The 16,672-nt window shown below is 54.3% G+C and carries 16 protein-coding genes; 7 read left to right on the top strand and 9 right to left on the bottom strand.

What is annotated here, in order from left to right; translation table 11 throughout:
* Window positions 1–137: 137 nt before the first annotated feature.
* The 3 genes from pfkA to cpxP all read right to left on the bottom strand — a co-directional run bounded on the left by pfkA (window position 138) and on the right by cpxP (window position 2,844).
* Window positions 138–1,100 carry a 6-phosphofructokinase gene (gene pfkA / locus ABU190_RS21240; protein WP_039077314.1) on the bottom strand — a complete coding sequence of 321 codons (963 nt, stop codon included), beginning with the start codon at window positions 1,098–1,100 and terminating at the stop codon, window positions 138–140.
* Window positions 1,101–1,301: 201 nt separating this feature from the next.
* Window positions 1,302–2,186 carry a CDF family cation-efflux transporter FieF gene (gene fieF, locus ABU190_RS21235; protein WP_039077315.1) on the bottom strand — a complete coding sequence of 295 codons (885 nt, stop codon included), beginning with the start codon at window positions 2,184–2,186 and terminating at the stop codon, window positions 1,302–1,304.
* 157 nt (window positions 2,187–2,343) lie between these two features.
* On the bottom strand, window positions 2,344–2,844 hold the full coding sequence (cpxP, locus tag ABU190_RS21230; protein ID WP_039077384.1) for a cell-envelope stress modulator CpxP: 501 nt from the start codon (window positions 2,842–2,844) through the stop codon (window positions 2,344–2,346).
* A gap of 151 nt (window positions 2,845–2,995) precedes the next feature.
* Here cpxP and cpxR point away from each other — a divergent pair, with 151 nt between their 5' ends.
* Both cpxR and cpxA read left to right on the top strand, forming a co-directional pair.
* Window positions 2,996–3,694 (top strand): envelope stress response regulator transcription factor CpxR, encoded by a 699-nt coding sequence (gene cpxR, locus ABU190_RS21225; RefSeq protein ID WP_039077316.1) that lies wholly within the window; start codon window positions 2,996–2,998, stop codon window positions 3,692–3,694.
* A complete protein-coding gene (gene cpxA / locus ABU190_RS21220) occupies window positions 3,691–5,064 on the top strand; it encodes an envelope stress sensor histidine kinase CpxA (protein ID WP_090087696.1) in 1,374 nt (457 codons plus the stop codon). Before cpxR ends, cpxA begins: the two co-directional genes overlap by 4 nt.
* Before the next feature lie 36 nt (window positions 5,065–5,100).
* On the opposite strand, the gene yiiM is transcribed toward cpxA, so the two are convergent.
* Complete coding sequence (gene yiiM / locus ABU190_RS21215; protein WP_354692313.1) at window positions 5,101–5,775, bottom strand: 6-hydroxyaminopurine reductase; 675 nt, start codon at window positions 5,773–5,775, stop codon at window positions 5,101–5,103.
* 157 nt (window positions 5,776–5,932) lie between these two features.
* On the opposite strand from yiiM, the gene ABU190_RS21210 reads away from it, so the two are divergent.
* A complete protein-coding gene (locus ABU190_RS21210; RefSeq protein ID WP_354692312.1) occupies window positions 5,933–6,829 on the top strand; it encodes a dihydrodipicolinate synthase family protein in 897 nt (298 codons plus the stop codon).
* Window positions 6,830–6,872: 43 nt separating this feature from the next.
* On the opposite strand, the gene kdgT is transcribed toward ABU190_RS21210, so the two are convergent.
* The 5 genes from kdgT to rhaS (ABU190_RS21185) all read right to left on the bottom strand — a co-directional run bounded on the left by kdgT (window position 6,873) and on the right by rhaS (ABU190_RS21185) (window position 11,446).
* A complete protein-coding gene (gene kdgT, locus ABU190_RS21205; RefSeq protein ID WP_271850474.1) occupies window positions 6,873–7,856 on the bottom strand; it encodes a 2-keto-3-deoxygluconate transporter in 984 nt (327 codons plus the stop codon).
* A gap of 254 nt (window positions 7,857–8,110) precedes the next feature.
* Window positions 8,111–8,731 carry a superoxide dismutase [Mn] gene (gene sodA, locus ABU190_RS21200; RefSeq protein ID WP_354692311.1) on the bottom strand — a complete coding sequence of 207 codons (621 nt, stop codon included), beginning with the start codon at window positions 8,729–8,731 and terminating at the stop codon, window positions 8,111–8,113.
* Window positions 8,732–8,920: 189 nt separating this feature from the next.
* The gene (locus tag ABU190_RS21195; protein WP_354692310.1) at window positions 8,921–9,646 is read right to left on the bottom strand and encodes a metallophosphoesterase; all 726 of its coding nucleotides are present in this window, start codon (window positions 9,644–9,646) and stop codon (window positions 8,921–8,923) included.
* 35 nt (window positions 9,647–9,681) lie between these two features.
* A complete protein-coding gene (gene rhaR / locus ABU190_RS21190) occupies window positions 9,682–10,530 on the bottom strand; it encodes an HTH-type transcriptional activator RhaR (protein ID WP_354692309.1) in 849 nt (282 codons plus the stop codon).
* A 79-nt stretch (window positions 10,531–10,609) separates the two neighbouring features.
* Window positions 10,610–11,446: an HTH-type transcriptional activator RhaS gene (rhaS, locus tag ABU190_RS21185; RefSeq protein ID WP_271850476.1), complete on the bottom strand. Its 837-nt coding sequence runs from the start codon at window positions 11,444–11,446 to the stop codon at window positions 10,610–10,612.
* Window positions 11,447–11,749: 303 nt separating this feature from the next.
* Between rhaS (ABU190_RS21185) and rhaB the strand changes: the two genes are divergently transcribed.
* The 4 genes from rhaB to rhaS (ABU190_RS21165) all read left to right on the top strand — a co-directional run bounded on the left by rhaB (window position 11,750) and on the right by rhaS (ABU190_RS21165) (window position 16,667).
* Window positions 11,750–13,219 carry a rhamnulokinase gene (gene rhaB / locus ABU190_RS21180; RefSeq protein WP_354692308.1) on the top strand — a complete coding sequence of 490 codons (1,470 nt, stop codon included), beginning with the start codon at window positions 11,750–11,752 and terminating at the stop codon, window positions 13,217–13,219.
* Window positions 13,216–14,475: an L-rhamnose isomerase gene (gene rhaA, locus ABU190_RS21175; protein ID WP_039077325.1), complete on the top strand. Its 1,260-nt coding sequence runs from the start codon at window positions 13,216–13,218 to the stop codon at window positions 14,473–14,475. The genes rhaB and rhaA overlap by 4 nt, the downstream gene beginning before the upstream one ends.
* Before the next feature lie 164 nt (window positions 14,476–14,639).
* On the top strand, window positions 14,640–15,470 hold the full coding sequence (gene rhaD / locus ABU190_RS21170) for a rhamnulose-1-phosphate aldolase (protein ID WP_354692307.1): 831 nt from the start codon (window positions 14,640–14,642) through the stop codon (window positions 15,468–15,470).
* A gap of 210 nt (window positions 15,471–15,680) precedes the next feature.
* Complete coding sequence (gene rhaS, locus ABU190_RS21165; protein ID WP_071194790.1) at window positions 15,681–16,667, top strand: rhamnose ABC transporter substrate-binding protein; 987 nt, start codon at window positions 15,681–15,683, stop codon at window positions 16,665–16,667.
* The last annotated feature ends 5 nt before the right edge of the window (window positions 16,668–16,672 follow it).

Below are 16,672 nucleotides of genomic sequence, written 5' to 3'. Positions count from 1 at the left end.
CTCAGGTTATCTATTTTGATGTGCTCAGCCTGCCAGAAAGCAGACCAATGATTAAAGAATAAAAAAAGATTGGCTATAACTTTAGGAAATAACAGAAGGCAAAGAAACGCCCTCTCACGGGAGGGCGTTTAAGGTAATCAGTACAGTTTCTTAGCGCAGTCCAGCCAGTCGCCTTTGAACGGACGCTTCATATTCTCGATAGCGTCGATGATGTCATGATGAACCATCTTCTCGTTCTGGATACCGACACAACGGCCACCGTGGCCCTGCAGCAGCAGTTCAATTGCGTAAGCGCCCATGCGGGAAGCGAGAATACGGTCGTAAGGAACCGGGGAACCGCCGCGTTGAATATGACCCAGAACGGTCGCACGGGTTTCGCGCTGCGTTTCGGCTTCGATATATTTTGCCAGTTCATCGATATCACAGATGTGCTCGGTGATAGCCACGATCGCGTGTTTTTTACCTTTCGCGATGCCCGCTTTGATTTCAGCGACCAGATCTTCACGGCTGAATTCAACTTCCGGCAGAACGATAAATTCGCAACCACCAGCAATAGCCGCCGCCAGCGTCAGGTCGCCACAGTAGCGGCCCATCACTTCAACGATGGAAATACGCTGGTGAGAAGAAGAGGTGTCACGCAGACGGTCGATAGCTTCTACCACGGTATGCAGCGCGGTGAAGTAACCGATGGTGTAGTCAGTACCGGCAACATCGTTGTCGATAGTGCCTGGCAGGCCGATGCATGGAAAGCCCATTTCTGTCAGACGTTTCGCCCCCATATAGGAACCGTCACCGCCGATAACGACCAGCGCATCAATGCCGCGCTTTTTCATGTTCTCAATAGCCACGGCGCGGACATGTTCTTCACGGAACTCCGGGAAACGGGCAGAACCAAGGAATGTACCGCCACGGTTAATCATGTCAGACACGCTATAGCGGTCGAGTTGAATCATGCGGTCTTCGTACAGGCCGAGATAACCATCGTAAATACCCGCTACTTCCAGACCTTCAGTCAATGCTGCACGGACCACGCCACGAATTGCTGCGTTCATGCCCGGCGCATCACCGCCACTTGTCAACACACCGATTTTCTTAATCATGACTACCTCTGAACTTAGGAATGCAAAAATAATGTTCTGTTGGCCAAAAAACTCCGCGAGGGAGTAAACATCTATGCTGCAATATTATATCAACTGCCGCTTGCTGAATTGATTCAGGTCAGACCATATGGCGGTAATTTATACACAAAAATCGGGTCTGACTCACTTCTTTTACAACGAAATACGACAGCCTTAATCCGCTTATCGTCCTTGAGGTACTACTGAGCAGGGATCCTGGTGAATAATCACATCCGATCCCGGAAAACGCTGGAGAATGGCCTGCTCTACATGTTCAGCCACAATATGCGCCTGAACCAGTGGAAGGTTATCGTCCATTTCCAAATGTATTTGAATAAAGCGGGTCGGCCCTGACTGCCGCGTGCGAAGATCGTGCGCGCCGCTTACGCCTGGCCAGGAAGTGACAATATCGAAAATTTCCTGCCGTTCGGCATCGGGTAATGCCCGATCCAGTAAAGACTGAACCGCGTCATAACCCATATGCAGCGCGCTGTACAAAATATATCCACCAATCCCCAGTGCGAAGAGGGCATCCGCCCGATGCCAGCCGTACCATGACAGCCCCAGGGCGATGAGAATTGCACCGTTCATCATAACATCAGACTGATAATGAAGCATATCTGCCCGCACCGCCTGGCTTTGAGTTTTTCGCACAACCCAACGCTGAAAAGTGACGAGTATCACAGTACAGACCAACGCGATCACCGTCACCACAACCCCAATACCGGGCGCACGCATCGGTTCAGGGTTCGCCAGATGCTGAATGCCGGTTAAAAACAGGAATAATGCTGAACCTGAAATAAACATGCTTTGTGCCAGCGCCGCCAGCGATTCCGCTTTCCCGTGTCCAAAAGTATGCTCGTCGTCCGCAGGTTGCAGTGAGTAGCGCACCACCAGCAAATTAGTCAGCGATGCGGCAATATCCACCAGCGAGTCCACCAGTGCGGCCAGGATACTAACCGACCCGGTGTACCACCATGCAAAAATTTTAATGACCAATAATGACGACGCCATGATCGTCGCAGCGATAGCTGCGCGACTGACCAGGCGCCCATAAGATTCAATCATAAATGCTCCCACGCTGTTCTGTGCGTAGTATAACGAAAGGCAACTTAATCGGAGGAAAATCAGGTGGCTGAATTCGGAGCAAAAAAAACCCCCTCATCATGAGGGGGAAGACAGGGATGGTGTCTATGGCAAGGAAAACAGGGTTCATTACTACTGACTACTGGGAACGCTGGGTGCTACTACTCAATACTCTCAACGGTGAACTTTGCTGCATCTGCGTCATTTCACGCAGTTGAATCATCCGTTGCTGATGTTTCTGGTTCAAAACCGCTTGCTGATCAGGAGTGAGCAGGTGATACATCTGGTTGCGGACTTTCGCCATTTCAACCTGACGACTTATCTGCTCCTGCGCCATTTTCTCGGCCTGAACGCGCACAGCGTTTTCATCAAAATTTTCTGCGGTGACAAGGCGATGCATTGTCTCCATTTCGCTAACATTAACAGGGGGCTTGTCGTGCCTTGCCTGCTGCATCAGATCTCGCATCTGTTGACGCTGATGTTCGGTTAAATGTATGCCGTCGAACATATGGCTCTGACTGGAACGCTGCGCGAATCCCTCAGTCGGGTGCCAGTTATCGCCTGTTACGACTTCAGCAGCCTGGCTAAAAGCACTTAGCGCCAGTGTTGAGGCCATGACGGCAGCGGTAACTTTGCGCATCATTTGCTCCCAAGAACTTTCTATGTCGCGAATCAACGATAATGAGTCTACGATTCAGGCTGCAAACATGCGTCAGGGGGTGTAAAACAACGTAAAGTCATGGATTAGCGAGCCTTGATGACGTAATTTCTGCCTCGGAGGTATTTAAACAATGAATAAAATTCTTTTAGTAGATGATGACCGAGAGCTTACATCCCTGTTAAAAGAGCTGCTCGACATGGAAGGTTTTAATGTGCTGGTTGCCCACGACGGGGAACAGGCGCTCAACCTCCTTGATGACAGCATCGATTTGCTTTTGCTCGACGTCATGATGCCGAAGAAAAACGGTATTGATACCCTTAAAGAGCTACGCCAGACACACCAGACTCCCGTCATTATGTTGACTGCACGCGGCAGCGAACTGGATCGCGTACTCGGCCTTGAGCTGGGCGCGGACGACTATCTGCCAAAACCGTTTAACGACCGCGAACTGGTCGCGCGTATCCGTGCGATTTTGCGCCGTTCCCACTGGAGCGAACAGCAGCAGAATACGGACAACGGTTCGCCGACGCTGGAAGTCGACGGCCTGAGCCTCAACCCAGGTCGTCAGGAAGCCAGTTTCGATGGTCAATCGCTGGAGCTGACCGGTACCGAATTCACCCTGCTCTATCTGCTGGCACAGCATTTGGGCCAGGTGGTTTCCCGTGAACATTTAAGCCAGGAAGTGCTGGGTAAACGCTTAACGCCGTTTGACCGCGCGATTGATATGCACATCTCTAACCTGCGCCGTAAGTTACCGGACCGCAAAGATGGTCATCCGTGGTTTAAAACCTTACGAGGCCGGGGCTACTTGATGGTATCCGCTTCATGATAGGAAGTTTGACCGCCCGCATCTTCGCCATTTTCTGGTTAACGCTGGCACTGGTGCTGATGCTGGTCCTGATGGTTCCAAAGCTTGATTCCCGCCAGATGACGGAGTTGCTTGATAGCGAACAACGTCAGGGCGTGATGATTGAACAGCACGTTGAAGCGGAACTGGCCAATGATCCACCCAACGATTTGATGTGGTGGCGCAGGTTGTTTCGCGCAATCGACAAATGGGCCCCTCCGGGGCAACGTTTGTTGCTGGTGACCAGCGAAGGGCGCGTGATTGGCGCCGAACGCAATGAAATGCAAATTATCCGCAACTTTATTGGTCAGGCGGATAATTCAGATCACCCGCAAAAGAAAAAATATGGTCGGGTAGAGCTGGTAGGGCCTTTTTCCGTTCGCGACGGTGAGGACAATTACCAGCTCTATCTTATTCGACCTGCCAGTAGTTCTCAGTCTGACTTTATCAACCTGTTGTTTGACCGCCCTCTTCTGTTGCTGATTGTCACAATGCTTATCAGCTCGCCGCTGCTGCTGTGGCTGGCGTGGAGCCTGGCAAAACCCGCGCGTAAGCTGAAAAACGCGGCAGATGAAGTGGCACAGGGCAATTTGCGACAGCATCCTGAGCTGGAAGCCGGGCCGCAAGAATTCCTCGCTGCGGGCACCAGTTTTAACCAGATGGTCATGGCGCTGGAGCGCATGATGACCGCCCAGCAACGGCTCCTGTCCGATATTTCCCACGAACTACGGACACCGTTAACGCGGCTACAGCTCGGCACCGCGCTGTTGCGTCGTCGCAGCGGCGAGAGCAAAGAGCTGGAACGTATCGAAACGGAAGCACAGCGGCTGGACAGTATGATCAACGACCTGTTAGTCATGTCGCGTAATCAGCAGAAAAACGCGCTGGTCAGCGAAACGGTCAAAGCCAATCAGTTGTGGAATGAGGTGCTCGATAACGCCGCATTCGAAGCGGAACAGATGGGTAAATCCCTGACGGTGAATTTCCCGCCTGGCCCGTGGCCGCTGTACGGCAACCCGAACGCACTGGAAAGCGCGCTGGAAAATATCGTCCGTAACGCCCTGCGTTATTCGCACACCAAAATTGAAGTGAATTTCTCGGTCGATAAAGACGGCATCACCATTAACGTGGACGATGACGGCCCGGGCGTCAGCCCGGAAGACCGCGAGCAAATCTTCCGCCCGTTCTACCGTACCGATGAAGCGCGCGATCGCGCGTCCGGCGGGACAGGTTTAGGGCTGGCAATTGTTGAAACCGCTATGCAGCAGCATCGCGGTTGGGTGAAAGCCGACGACAGCCCACTCGGCGGTTTACGCCTGACGTTATGGATCCCGCTGTATAAACGTGCCTGAGCATTTCCCCTCGCCCTACCGGGCGGGGGGAAACGGCTACTTACCCCGCAAACGCCGGGCGTTGTCTTCGATTTTCCCGCTACTTCGCCGATTTTGCATCGTTCTTGTCCAACTGGCCGAAAGCCCGGCGGCAGACATCAACCGCCGATATTGCTCATCATCAAACGGCATATGCCAGGCGATTGCGGCGGCATCGAGGACGCTCACATCGCTGTTACGTGATACCAGTTCCAGCGGCGCATCGGCGCTCACTTTACCGCCAGTAATGACCCGATAAAGCCAGCCTACACGCCCACTCGCCTGCATCTGCGAAGACATGTCGCTAATGGAGAAGTGAAAGTTAAGTTTGAAACAGGGCGAGCGCGGCTGCGTCACCTGAATGAGCGCATTTCCCCAACGAAAAATATCACCAATAAAGACATTTCTTTCCGTCAGCCCTTCGGTCGAGAGGTTCTCGCCAAACGCCGGGGCGAAGAAAAGCGCCGCCTGTTCGGGAAACATCGTCTTCCAGTGAGCGTAGTGTTCGCGGGGATAATGACAAAGCGCCCGGTCCGGGCCGCCGTGGTAGGACGTCTCCGCCTGCTCATCACCGACTAACCCCAGCTCCGTTAAGATCATCTCGCCTTCCACCTGCAACTTGGCAATTGCACTGGGTCTGCTGTTCTTATAATCCTTTATTTTTCCTGTAAAAACATTCACCGGATGCTGCATTTCCTCTCTCCCGGGCTCACCCATCATCGGCGTATTAGACCACACTTTTTAGCAATAAATCGTGCAGAAATGCGACACCGATACGCCTGCGTTTTATATGAACGTGCTATGAATTAAGAGAAGTGAAACGCAATTTCATATTCAAGGAGACAGTGACGTGAAGAAGAAAAATGAATTTTATGGCGTCTGGTGCCCGTCCATTACGCCCATGACACCTGCCGGTAAAATCGACCTGAACGGATTGGAACAGCATATTTCACGCCTGACCGACGCCAGAATTGACGTGGTGTTGCTGATGGGCAGTATCGGCGAATTTGCCTCTTTCACCCTTGATGAACGGCTCATGCTTATCCGCGAAGTACGCGGTATGACTCCCGGCACCCTGGTCGCTAACGTTTCCTCAACGTGCCTGAATGATGTGGAGTGGATGGCGGATGAAGCCTTCCGCACGGGCTACGATGCCGTTATGGTGCTGCCCCCTTATTACTATGGACAAACGTCTGCACAACTGCTGAGCTACTTCCGCCACCTGGGGCAACGGCTGAGCGGCAAATGGTTTGCCTATAATTTCCCGGCCAGGACCGGCTGCGATCTGACGCCGGAAATCGTCGCCACCCTGGCAGCGGAATTCCCACACTTCGCTGGCATAAAAGACACGGTCGATTGCCAGTCGCATACGCGCAACATCATTCTGGCAACCGAGAAAATCCGTGATGATTTCGCCGTGCTGTCGGGGTATGACGAATACTTCATCCCCAATCTTCTCGCAGGCGGCGCGGGGGTTATCTCTGGCCTCAATAACGTAATGCCGGAACTGTTTGTCAGGGCTCGGGATGCGTGGAAGCAAAACGATTTGGCTACGCTACATGAAGCCCAGCGCGAGACAGGCAAATTCATGTCGATTTACACGATTGGCGAGGATTTCGTTACCACTATCAAAACCGTAGTGGCACGGAAATTTGGCTATTGCGGCGCAACGTCCCGCAATTTTGGCGGCGAACTCACGCCAGCGCAGTGTGCGAAGGTTGATGAGGTTTTCGGTATCGGCCATTAAAAAACCGGCCTGAAAAGGCCGGTTTCTCTTTTAAACCGCAGCGCTATTTTACCGCACCGCGCAAATCCGCTACCGCAGCATGCCCTTTTACTTTTCGTGACCAGAGAGAAGTCAGAATCGGCACCAGAATAGAGGTCACAATTACCGATGTCGCCACCAGCGCGGTCGCGGCAGGCGCCATTGCTTTAAAATCGGGCACCATCTCGGCAATCAATACCGGTGTGGCCACCGCCGCACCGGCGGAGCTGGAGGCAGCAAGCCCAGCGGTACCGTCCCCACCACCCAGAACTTTATCGGCAATAATCAACGGGATGCCGGTAATCACAATCACCGCCAGCCCAAGCAGAATACCGAGCAGGCCGGTCTGGGCGATAACGCTTAAATCAATGGTGTTGCCAAGCGCAAAGGCAAAGAAGGGGATCAGCGTCTGCACCGCGCGGGTAAAAAATTCCCGTAATTCGGGGTCGAGGTTACCCAGCCCGAAGCCAATCAGGAAGGGCAGCACCGCGCCGACAAATACGTGCGGTTCAAAAGAAGCGATACCCGCCGTTCCCAGAATCACCATCGTCATCAGCGGGCCAGACTCAAGGGACATCAACACAAACGCCCCGGCCTCTTCCTTGGTGCCGTACTGTTGCATGATGGAGGCGTACAGACCGCCATTGGTCATATCCATCGAGGCCACCAGCGCCAGCGTCGACAACCCGGCAAAGAAGCCCGCTTCTACACCGTGAGCAGGAATCAAATGCGAGGTTACCGCCGCAACCACCCAGGCCACCGCGATTTTGGTCACCACCAGTGTGCCCGACTTACGCAGCACCGTCCCGGTCGCGCTGAGCTTAATCGACGCGCCCATGCAGAAAAACCACACCGCCAGAATCGGTACAGTACCGGTGATCATGCCATTCGTGAAGGAGCCAAAGTACTTCCCGGCCCCCGGTGAAAACGTATGGCACAGCGCCCCAAGGAACAGAGGAACCAGCATCATCCCACCCGGGATTTTTTCTATTGCACGTTTGATTTGCATATCGCCACCTGTAAAAACAGTGAGTTTTGTGCGCCATCACCCCCTCTGATCGGGCGTTTCCAGCGCTGATGGCAAAATGTTAGAGCGTCGTCACACTCAGAAAAGTGATCCCCCATACAAAATCAAAACAATATTTCATTTTTATTGGATATATGTTTCTTTTTATTTCAAAACCTGACCAGCAGGCATAAAAAAACCCCCGCTGACGATGCCAGCAGGGGCCTGGTTTGCCCGTAAGAACGGGCTAAATAAAATTATTCCTTCGCAGCGAAACGTGCCGCCGCTTCATCCCAGTTCACCACGTTCCAGAACTCTTTGATGTAGTCCGGGCGGCGGTTCTGGAATTTCAGGTAGTAAGCGTGTTCCCACACGTCCAGGCCCACGATCGGGAAGCCGGATGCGCCGGAAATCGCTTCACCCATCAGCGGGGAGTCCTGGTTAGCAGTAGACACCACAGCCAGTTTGTCGCCTTTCAGCACCAGCCACGCCCAACCAGAACCAAAGCGGGTAGCCGCTGCTTTTTCGAATTCAGCTTTGAAGTTGTCAACGGAACCGAAGTCACGTTCGATAGCCGCTTTCAGGTCGCCCTGCAGGGTGGTGCCTTTTTTCAGGCCTTTCCAGAAGAAGCTGTGGTTAGCATGGCCGCCCGCGTTGTTACGCAGTACGGTTTTTTTGTCAGCCGGCAGTTGGTCCAGTTTGGTGATCAGCTCTTCAGCAGACAGACTGGCGAATTCTGGCAGGCTTTCCAGCGCTGCGTTCGCATTGTTTACATAAGTCTGGTGGTGTTTAGTGTGATGGATTTCCATCGTCTGCTTGTCGAAATGAGGTTCAAGTGCATCGTACGCGTAAGGCAGGGATGGCAGTGTATAGCTCATACTAATCTCCATTATTGTCGGGCGGCAGGTATGTTAACGCCGCGTAATCAGTTGGTTCATTATAGTTAGTTAAATGATATTGAAAATGTTTATCAATGCCGTAGTTTTAATATGGTTATAACATTCTGTTATGAACCCGTGGCGACAAGAGGCATAGCGCAGCGACTGACGAAAAAAGATCGCCCAACGCTACACACAAATGAAGTGGCTGGTTAACTGGCCATCATAAAAACGGTGGAGCATCAAAGCGGGGGGATCATTCACCGGCGGCACCGTTTCTCCGCCAAACCACGCAGGATTCGCCGGGCAGATGGAACCGCAAATGTAAGCGGGTACGCCCGCCAGTTGGCTGCCGATAGGCCGATGTACGTGCCCTGTCGCAATGGCCAGCGTGCGGCCAGGATAGCGGGTGAGCAACGTGGCCAATTCGTGCGAACCACGGCACATAATCTGATCCATGGTGGGAATACCGCTCAGAAACAGGTGGTGATGGAGAAAAAGCAGAGCCGGCATCGCCTCGTCACCCGCCAGTTGGCGTTCGAGCCACGGCAGATGTTCCACCACGCTGCCCTCTGCCTGCCCTTTCAGGGTGGTATCAATGCCGATAAGGCGTAACCCTTTCACTCCGACGGAAAAATGCAGGGCTTCCGGCGTCCAGACGTCACTTTCCCAGCAGGCCCGCATCATGGCAGGGTTATCGGCATTCCCCGGCAGCAGAAATACCGACCAGGGCTGGCCTTTTAGCAACGAGGCGATGGCGGCATATCCGGCAAACCAGTCATCATCAACAAGATCGCCCGTGACCACCAGCGCGTCAGGTTGAATAAATTCCAGCCATTCCAGCACGCGGGCAAGCCGGGCCAGATTGTCGTTATCCGGCGCGGCGTGAATATCAGTAAGCTGAGCAACAATCATGAGAACGTCCTGTGTTATCGCAGAACAGGCCCTTCCTAAGCCGCTTCGTTATGACGCTGTCGCCACTGGCTGGGCGTCATGCCGGTTTCGCGGGTAAAAACGACCGAGAAATAGTTACTGTCTTCAAAGCCACAGCGCGTAGACACTTCACCAATCAGCAATTCCGTGTGCTGCAATAGATACTGTGCATGGCAAATACGCAACTGACGCAGGTAATTATTGATGGTCATCCCGGTTTGCGCGCGAAATTGTTGGCGCAGGGCACGCTCACTGCACTGCTCCTGATCGCAGAAGCGCTCCAGCATGAAAGTGCGATTAAGGCTGCCCGTAAGCGCGGTAATCAACTTATCGAGCAGGGCTTCGCTATGGGTGGCGGCCAGGTTGTCGACCGCAAAACGATGACGTGTGAGCGTCATCACCAGTTGAGCGAAGAGCACCTCGGCCATATTGTTTGCCAGCGCATCGGCTTTGCTACTCTCTTGCTCCAGTTGGGTAATGACCTGTCTTGCCTGGGCCATGCCGGTGCTCCCCAGACGCCAGTGCGGCGTCCACTCTTCGCCGCTCAGCCCCGGAATATGTCCCGCCCAGTCGAGATTAAGGGTCAGACGGTCCGGACAGTAGATGATATTTTGCAGCACCAAATCGTTGACGGAGGCGTAGGAGTGTTTGTCTTCCGCGCGGATATAAAACAGATCGCCACGGGTAATGCGGTAGGGACGGTCATTGAGGATATGCAAACCGTTGCCGCGCCAGACCAGCACCAGTTCGCAAAACTCGTGAGTATGTTCGGCAAATACATTTTGCGGATAGCGGTCCGCTACCGCCACCGCCTGCCCCGCCCGGGGAAAAAAATCCGCTTTACGAAGAATTAACTGGCTTCCCACAACATCACCTCGGCCGAAGACAACCGATAACTATTAGCTAATTTTCGGCGAAAAATCGGTGATAGCCTTCTCGTTACCGCTATTGCAGTTGCACATCGCGCCCCTGGCGAATATCGCGCGGGGACCAGTCGAATTCCCGGCGAAACAGGGTAGAAAAGTGGTTACTGTCGCCGAAACCGCAGCGAAAGGCGATATCTGTAACGCTATCATCGCTGTGGCGCAGCATATGGCGCGCCTTAATCAGACGCAGCCGGTTGAGATAACGCTGCGGCGTCAGGCCGGTATATTGCTTTAGTTGACGGTGCAATGTGCGCAGCGACAGGGTGAACTGATCCGCCAGCGACTCCCAGCAGACCTCTTCGGCAAAGTGATCTTCAAGCCAGGAGATCAGTTGGTTGAGGCGTGCATCATTACTCATCGCCCCTTCCGCCAGGCTGCTTTTACGCAGCAGAACCAGCAACTGCATAAACAGGATTTCACGGTTGGCTGTGGTCGCCATGTCCATCTCCTCACCCACTGCTTCCATCTGGCCGATGATCTCACGTACCTGTTGCAGTACGCACTGATTGACGCGCCAGTGCGACGGATAGTGACCGTCTTGCTCCTGCGGCAGCAGCGCGTTCAACCCCGCCAGAAACGTAAACGCATCCGGCGAACGATAGAGCACATTGGTCAGGCACAGATTGTCAGTATGTTCATATAGGTGTCTGTCGTGGTCGCGGACAAAGCAGACGGTTCCCCCACTGATGGTATAGGACTGCCCATTAAAAACATGGATGCCGGTACCGTGTTCAACAATCACAATTTCGTGAAAATCATGATGATGTTCCGGAAACGCAGCCTGCGGCAGACGCGGCTCAATAGCGACAGGCGTTGTGCCAGAAGGAAAGAAATCCACGCTGTGTAATACGGTCATGATTGCCTCACATACCAATGAGAAGTGTTCTCAAAATAGTAATTAAGCACGGCAATTCGCACCTTGAATTTTTGACCGTAAAACAGGTAAAGCCTGTCAGATTTTCAAGAAAGGGTCGGAAAGTTCAGGAATTGTCGCCCTGGTCACACCCCGCAAACCACACGGGTTTATCAGAAACTGTGAACTGCCTCACTTTCATCTTTGCTTTCTTGCCAGCCACTTCCTGGGGATGTCATTAACAAGAAGGTTACCGCGAGGTCCTTTTTTTAGACTGGGGGCAATAACTCTCACAAGGACCCCATCATGACATTTCGCCATTGTGTCGCCGTTGATTTAGGCGCCTCCAGCGGGCGTGTAATGCTGGCCTGCTACGCGACAGAACAGCGAACGCTCACGCTGCGTGAAGTTCATCGCTTCGCCAACTACCTGGAAAAAAATAACGGTTTCGACTGCTGGGATATCGATACCCTGGAAGATGAAATTCGCCTGGGTCTGGAAAAAGCCTGTGCGCAGGGTGTCACCATCGACAGTATCGGTATCGACACCTGGGGTGTGGATTATGTTTTGATCGACAAACAGGGTAAGCGTGTTGGCTTACCGGTCTCTTACCGCGACCTTCGCACGGATGGCATCATGGCCACTGCCTTTGAGCAGCCTGGCAAAGCCGATATTTACCGTCGCAGCGGCATTCAGTTTTTACCCTTTAACACGCTTTATCAGTTGCGCGCGCTGGCCCAGCAACAGCCGGAAATCGTGGCCGCTGCCGACCATGCGCTGCTGATACCCGACTATTTCAGTTTTCGTCTGACCGGCAATCTGAACTGGGAATACACCAACGCCACCACCACGCAACTGGTGAACATCGACAGCGATAACTGGGATACCACGCTGCTCAACTGGGCGGGCGTGCCCGCCTGCTGGTTCGGTACACCGACCCACCCGGGCAATGTGATTGGCCACTGGCAAAGCCCGCAGGGTACCAATATTCCGGTGGTTGCAGTCGCCAGCCACGATACCGCCAGCGCGGTCATCGCTTCACCGCTGAAAAATGCCAGTGCCGCCTATCTCTCTTCCGGCACCTGGTCGCTGATGGGCTTTGAAAGTACCACGCCCTACACCAGCGACGAGGCACTGGCCGCCAATATCACCAACGAAGGCGGGGCGGAAGGGCGCTATCGCGTGCTGAAAAACATCATGGGGCTGTGGCTGCTGCAACGCGTTCTGAAAGAGCGCGACATTACCGATTTGCCCGCCCTGATCGCCGGCGCTCGCGCGCTGCCCTCCTGTCGTTTCGTGATTAACCCAAACGACGCGCGTTTTATCAATCCGCAGAACATGTGCGAAGAGATCCAGGCCGCCTGTCGGGAAAGCAACCAGCCGGTACCGCAGAGCGACGCCGAACTGGCCCGCTGCATTTTCGACAGCCTGGCGCTGCTGTATGCAGACATTCTCGGTGAACTGGCGGACCTGCGTGGTCAGCCCTTTACCCAGTTGCATATCGTTGGCGGCGGCTGCCAGAACCAGCTCTTAAACCAGCTCTGTGCCGATGCCTGCGGCCTGCCCGTCATCGCAGGCCCGATTGAAGCCTCCACGCTGGGCAATATCGGCGTACAACTCATGACGCTGAACGAACTGAGCAGTGTCGACACTTTCCGTGACGTGGTTGCCGCGAGTTACGCGCTGACCACCTTTACACCCAATCCTGACAATGAAATTGCCCGCAACGTCGTGCGGTTTCAGCAGAAACGACAGACAAAGGAGCTTTGCGCATGACCACTCAACTTGAACACGCCTGGGAACTCGCTAAACAGCGCTTTGCCGCTGTAGGCATTGATGTCGAAGAGGCCCTGCGCCAGCTCGACAGGCTGCCGGTTTCCATGCACTGCTGGCAGGGCGACGATGTCGCCGGTTTTGAAAACCCGGAAGGCGCGCTCACCGGCGGTATCCAGGCGACCGGCAACTATCCGGGCAAAGCACGCAACCCTCAGGAGTTGCGTGCCGATCTGGAGCAGGCCCTGAGCCTGATCCCCGGTCCGAAGCGCCTTAACTTGCACGCGATGTACCACGAAGCGGGTCCATCGGTCAGTCGCGACGCGATCAAGCCTGAGCACTTCAAAAACTGGGTCGAGTGGGCAAAAGCCAACAAACTGGGGCTGGATTTCAACCCGTCCTGTTTTTCACACCCGATGAGCGCAGACGGTTTCACCCTCTCTCACGCGAACGATGACATTCGTCAGTTCTGGATTGACCACGTGAAAGCCAGCCGCCGCATCTCGGCGTACTTTGGCGAGCAACTGGGCACGCCATCGGTAATGAATATCTGGGTACCGGACGGCATGAAAGATGTCACCGTTGATCGCCTGGCGCCGCGCAAACGTCTGATGGACGCGCTGGATGAAGCGCTGAGCGAGAAGTTCGATCTGGCGCATCACATCGACGCCGTTGAAAGCAAACTGTTCGGCATCGGCGCTGAAAGCTACACCGTGGGCTCAAACGAGTTCTATATGGGTTACGCCACCAGCCGCCAGACTGCTCTGTGTCTGGATGCGGGGCACTTCCACCCGACCGAAGTCATTTCCGACAAGATTTCCGCCGCCATGCTGTATGTGCCACGTCTACTGCTGCACGTCAGCCGCCCGGTGCGCTGGGACAGCGACCATGTGGTGCTGCTGGATGATGAAACGCAGGCCATCGCCAGCGAGATCATTCGCCACAACCTGTTTGACCGCGTGCACATCGGCCTGGATTTCTTCGACGCTTCTATCAACCGTATCGCCGCATGGGTAATTGGCACCCGCAACATGAAAAAAGCCCTGCTGCGCGCCCTGCTGGAGCCAACCGAACAGTTGCGTCAACTGGAAGCCGATGGCGATTACACCGCCCGTCTGGCGCTGCTGGAAGAGCAGAAATGCTTACCGTGGCAGGCCGTGTGGGAAATGTATTGTCAGCGTCACGACACCCCGGCCGGTAGCCAGTGGCTGGAGAGCGTGCGGGCGTATGAGAAAGATGTATTGAGTCTACGCGGGTAAACCCTCACCCCGACCCTCTCCCTAAAAGGGAGAGGGAGAAAACCGAACAGTTCCCTCACCCCTTTGGGCAGAGAGGGAGAAAACCAAACAGTTCCCTCGCCCCTTTGGGGAGAGGGTTAGGGTGAGGGGAGAACCCCGCACCGAATTAAAGGAACCATAAGACTATGCAGAACATTATTAACGCCTGGTTCACTCAGGGCATGATCAAAGCCACCAGCGATGCCTGGCTGAAAGGCTGGGACGAACGCAACGGCGGCAACCTGACGCTGCGTCTGGACGCGGCTGATATTGCCCCGTACGAAGCCGATTTCCACGCCGAACCGCGCTATATCGCGCTCAGTCAGCCAATGCCGTTACTGGCGAACACCGCGTTTATCGTCACCGGTTCCGGCAAATTCTTCCGTAACGTCCAGCTCGACCCGGCCGCTAACCTCGGCGTGGTCAAAGTGGACAGCGACGGCGCGGGCTACCACATCCTGTGGGGGCTGACGAACGACGCGGTGCCAACCTCTGAGCTGCCGGCGCACTTCCTGTCACACTGTGAACGCATCAAAGCTACCAACGGCAAAGATCGTGTCATCATGCATTGCCATGCCACGAACCTGATCGCGCTGACCTATGTACTGGAAAACACAACCGATCTTATTACCCGCAAGCTGTGGGAAGGCAGTACCGAGTGTCTGGTGGTCTTCCCGGATGGCGTCGGCATTCTGCCGTGGATGGTGCCGGGTACTGATGAAATCGGCCAGGCTACCGCAAAAGAGATGAGCAAGCATTCGCTGGTGCTGTGGCCGTTCCACGGCGTCTTCGGCAGCGGCCCCAATCTTGATGAAACCTTTGGTCTCATCGATACCGCGGAGAAATCCGCAGAAGTGCTGGTAAAAGTCTATTCCATGGGGGGCATGAAACAGACCATCACCCGGGAAGAGTTGATCGCGCTGGGTAAACGCTTTGGCGTCACCCCGCTGGCCAGTGCGTTAGAGCTGTACCAATAAGAACGTCCTATAACCCCTTCGGGCAACGATCCGAAGGGGAAACTCTGTTACCTGCAAACAATCTATTCCCTATGGATTTCGCAGTGCAGGAAGGCGGCGTCGCAGCGAATCCCCAGGAGCTTACAAGAGTAAGTGGCTGGGGTTCGTGAGAACGCCAACGCACCTGCAATGTGAAAGACGACGGGAATCTAACTCAGTGGAGTAAAAGCAATGAAAATTAAAGCAAGCTTGATCCTCACCGTTGCCGCCCTGGCGTTGTCCGGTTCCGCATTAGCAGAAGTCAAAATCGCTCTCGTGGCGAAATCATTGGGAAATGGTTTTTTTGAAGCAGCAAACACAGGCGCGCAGGAAGCCGCCAAAGAGTTAGGCGATGTAAAAGTCATCTATACCGGCCCAACCACCACCACCGCAGAAGCACAGATCGAAGTGCTTAACGGCCTGATCGCTCAGGGCGTGGATGCGATCGCGATTTCCGCCAACGATCCCGATGCCGTGGTGCCGGTACTGAAAAAAGCCATGCAGCGTGGCATCAAAGTAGTCTCCTGGGATTCCGGCGTGGCAAAAGCGGGTCGTCAGATCCACCTGAACCCGTCCAATAACGCCCTGATTGGTGAAACCAACGTCAAACTGGCCGTTGATGCGTTAAAAGCGCTAAATGTGGAGAAAGGGGATGTGGCTATTCTGAGCGCCACCCCGACCTCTACCAACCAGAATATCTGGATTGAAGAGATGAAAAAGGTGCTGCCGAAGTACCCGTCCGTCAATCTGGTAACCGTTGCCTATGGCGACGATCTGTCTGATAAGAGCTACCGCGAAGCGGTAGGTCTGCTGAAATCGTATCCGGATCTGAAAGTGATTGTCTCCCCGTCATCGGTGGGCATCGTGGCCGCCGCGCAGGCGGTGAAAGACCAGGGCAAAATCGGCAAAGTGTACGTAACGGGTCTGGGCCTGCCGTCTGAAATGGCGGGTGCAGTCAAATCCGGGGCAACGAAAAGCTTCGCTATCTGGAACCCGATCGATCTGGGCTATGCCGCAACTTATCTGGCAGACGATCTGGTGAAAGGGACAGCGACGAAAACCGAGGCCAATATGGGCAAGCTCGGCAAAGTGAAGCTGGATGCTGACGGCAACGGCGCAATGGCAGAGCCGTTCGTCTACGACGCCAGCAACATTGATAAGTTCTCGAAAATTTTCTAATCCCA

This window comes from Phytobacter sp. RSE-02 (assembly GCF_040578655.1).
Taxonomy (GTDB): Bacteria; Pseudomonadota; Gammaproteobacteria; order Enterobacterales; family Enterobacteriaceae; genus Phytobacter; species Phytobacter diazotrophicus.
The sequence above is the reverse complement of the archived record's forward strand: the minus strand, read 5'-3'. Positions and strand labels throughout refer to the sequence as shown.

Excerpts from the sequence above, each read along its gene's own strand:
- rhaS (WP_271850476.1), bottom strand. The coding sequence starts at position 11,446 with ATGACCGTATTACACAGCGTGGATTTCTTTCCTTCTGGCACAACGCCT.
- cpxR (WP_039077316.1), top strand. The coding sequence starts at position 2,996 with ATGAATAAAATTCTTTTAGTAGATGATGACCGAGAGCTTACATCCCTG.
- rhaB (WP_354692308.1), top strand. The coding sequence starts at position 11,750 with ATGACATTTCGCCATTGTGTCGCCGTTGATTTAGGCGCCTCCAGCGGG.
- rhaS (WP_071194790.1), top strand. The coding sequence starts at position 15,681 with ATGAAAATTAAAGCAAGCTTGATCCTCACCGTTGCCGCCCTGGCGTTG.
- pfkA (WP_039077314.1), bottom strand. The coding sequence starts at position 1,100 with ATGATTAAGAAAATCGGTGTGTTGACAAGTGGCGGTGATGCGCCGGGC.
- sodA (WP_354692311.1), bottom strand. The coding sequence starts at position 8,731 with ATGAGCTATACACTGCCATCCCTGCCTTACGCGTACGATGCACTTGAA.
- cpxP (WP_039077384.1), bottom strand. The coding sequence starts at position 2,844 with ATGCGCAAAGTTACCGCTGCCGTCATGGCCTCAACACTGGCGCTAAGT.
- ABU190_RS21195 (WP_354692310.1), bottom strand. The coding sequence starts at position 9,646 with ATGATTGTTGCTCAGCTTACTGATATTCACGCCGCGCCGGATAACGAC.
- rhaA (WP_039077325.1), top strand. The coding sequence starts at position 13,216 with ATGACCACTCAACTTGAACACGCCTGGGAACTCGCTAAACAGCGCTTT.
- fieF (WP_039077315.1), bottom strand. The coding sequence starts at position 2,186 with ATGATTGAATCTTATGGGCGCCTGGTCAGTCGCGCAGCTATCGCTGCG.
- yiiM (WP_354692313.1), bottom strand. The coding sequence starts at position 5,775 with ATGCAGCATCCGGTGAATGTTTTTACAGGAAAAATAAAGGATTATAAG.
- kdgT (WP_271850474.1), bottom strand. The coding sequence starts at position 7,856 with ATGCAAATCAAACGTGCAATAGAAAAAATCCCGGGTGGGATGATGCTG.
- cpxA (WP_090087696.1), top strand. The coding sequence starts at position 3,691 with ATGATAGGAAGTTTGACCGCCCGCATCTTCGCCATTTTCTGGTTAACG.
- rhaD (WP_354692307.1), top strand. The coding sequence starts at position 14,640 with ATGCAGAACATTATTAACGCCTGGTTCACTCAGGGCATGATCAAAGCC.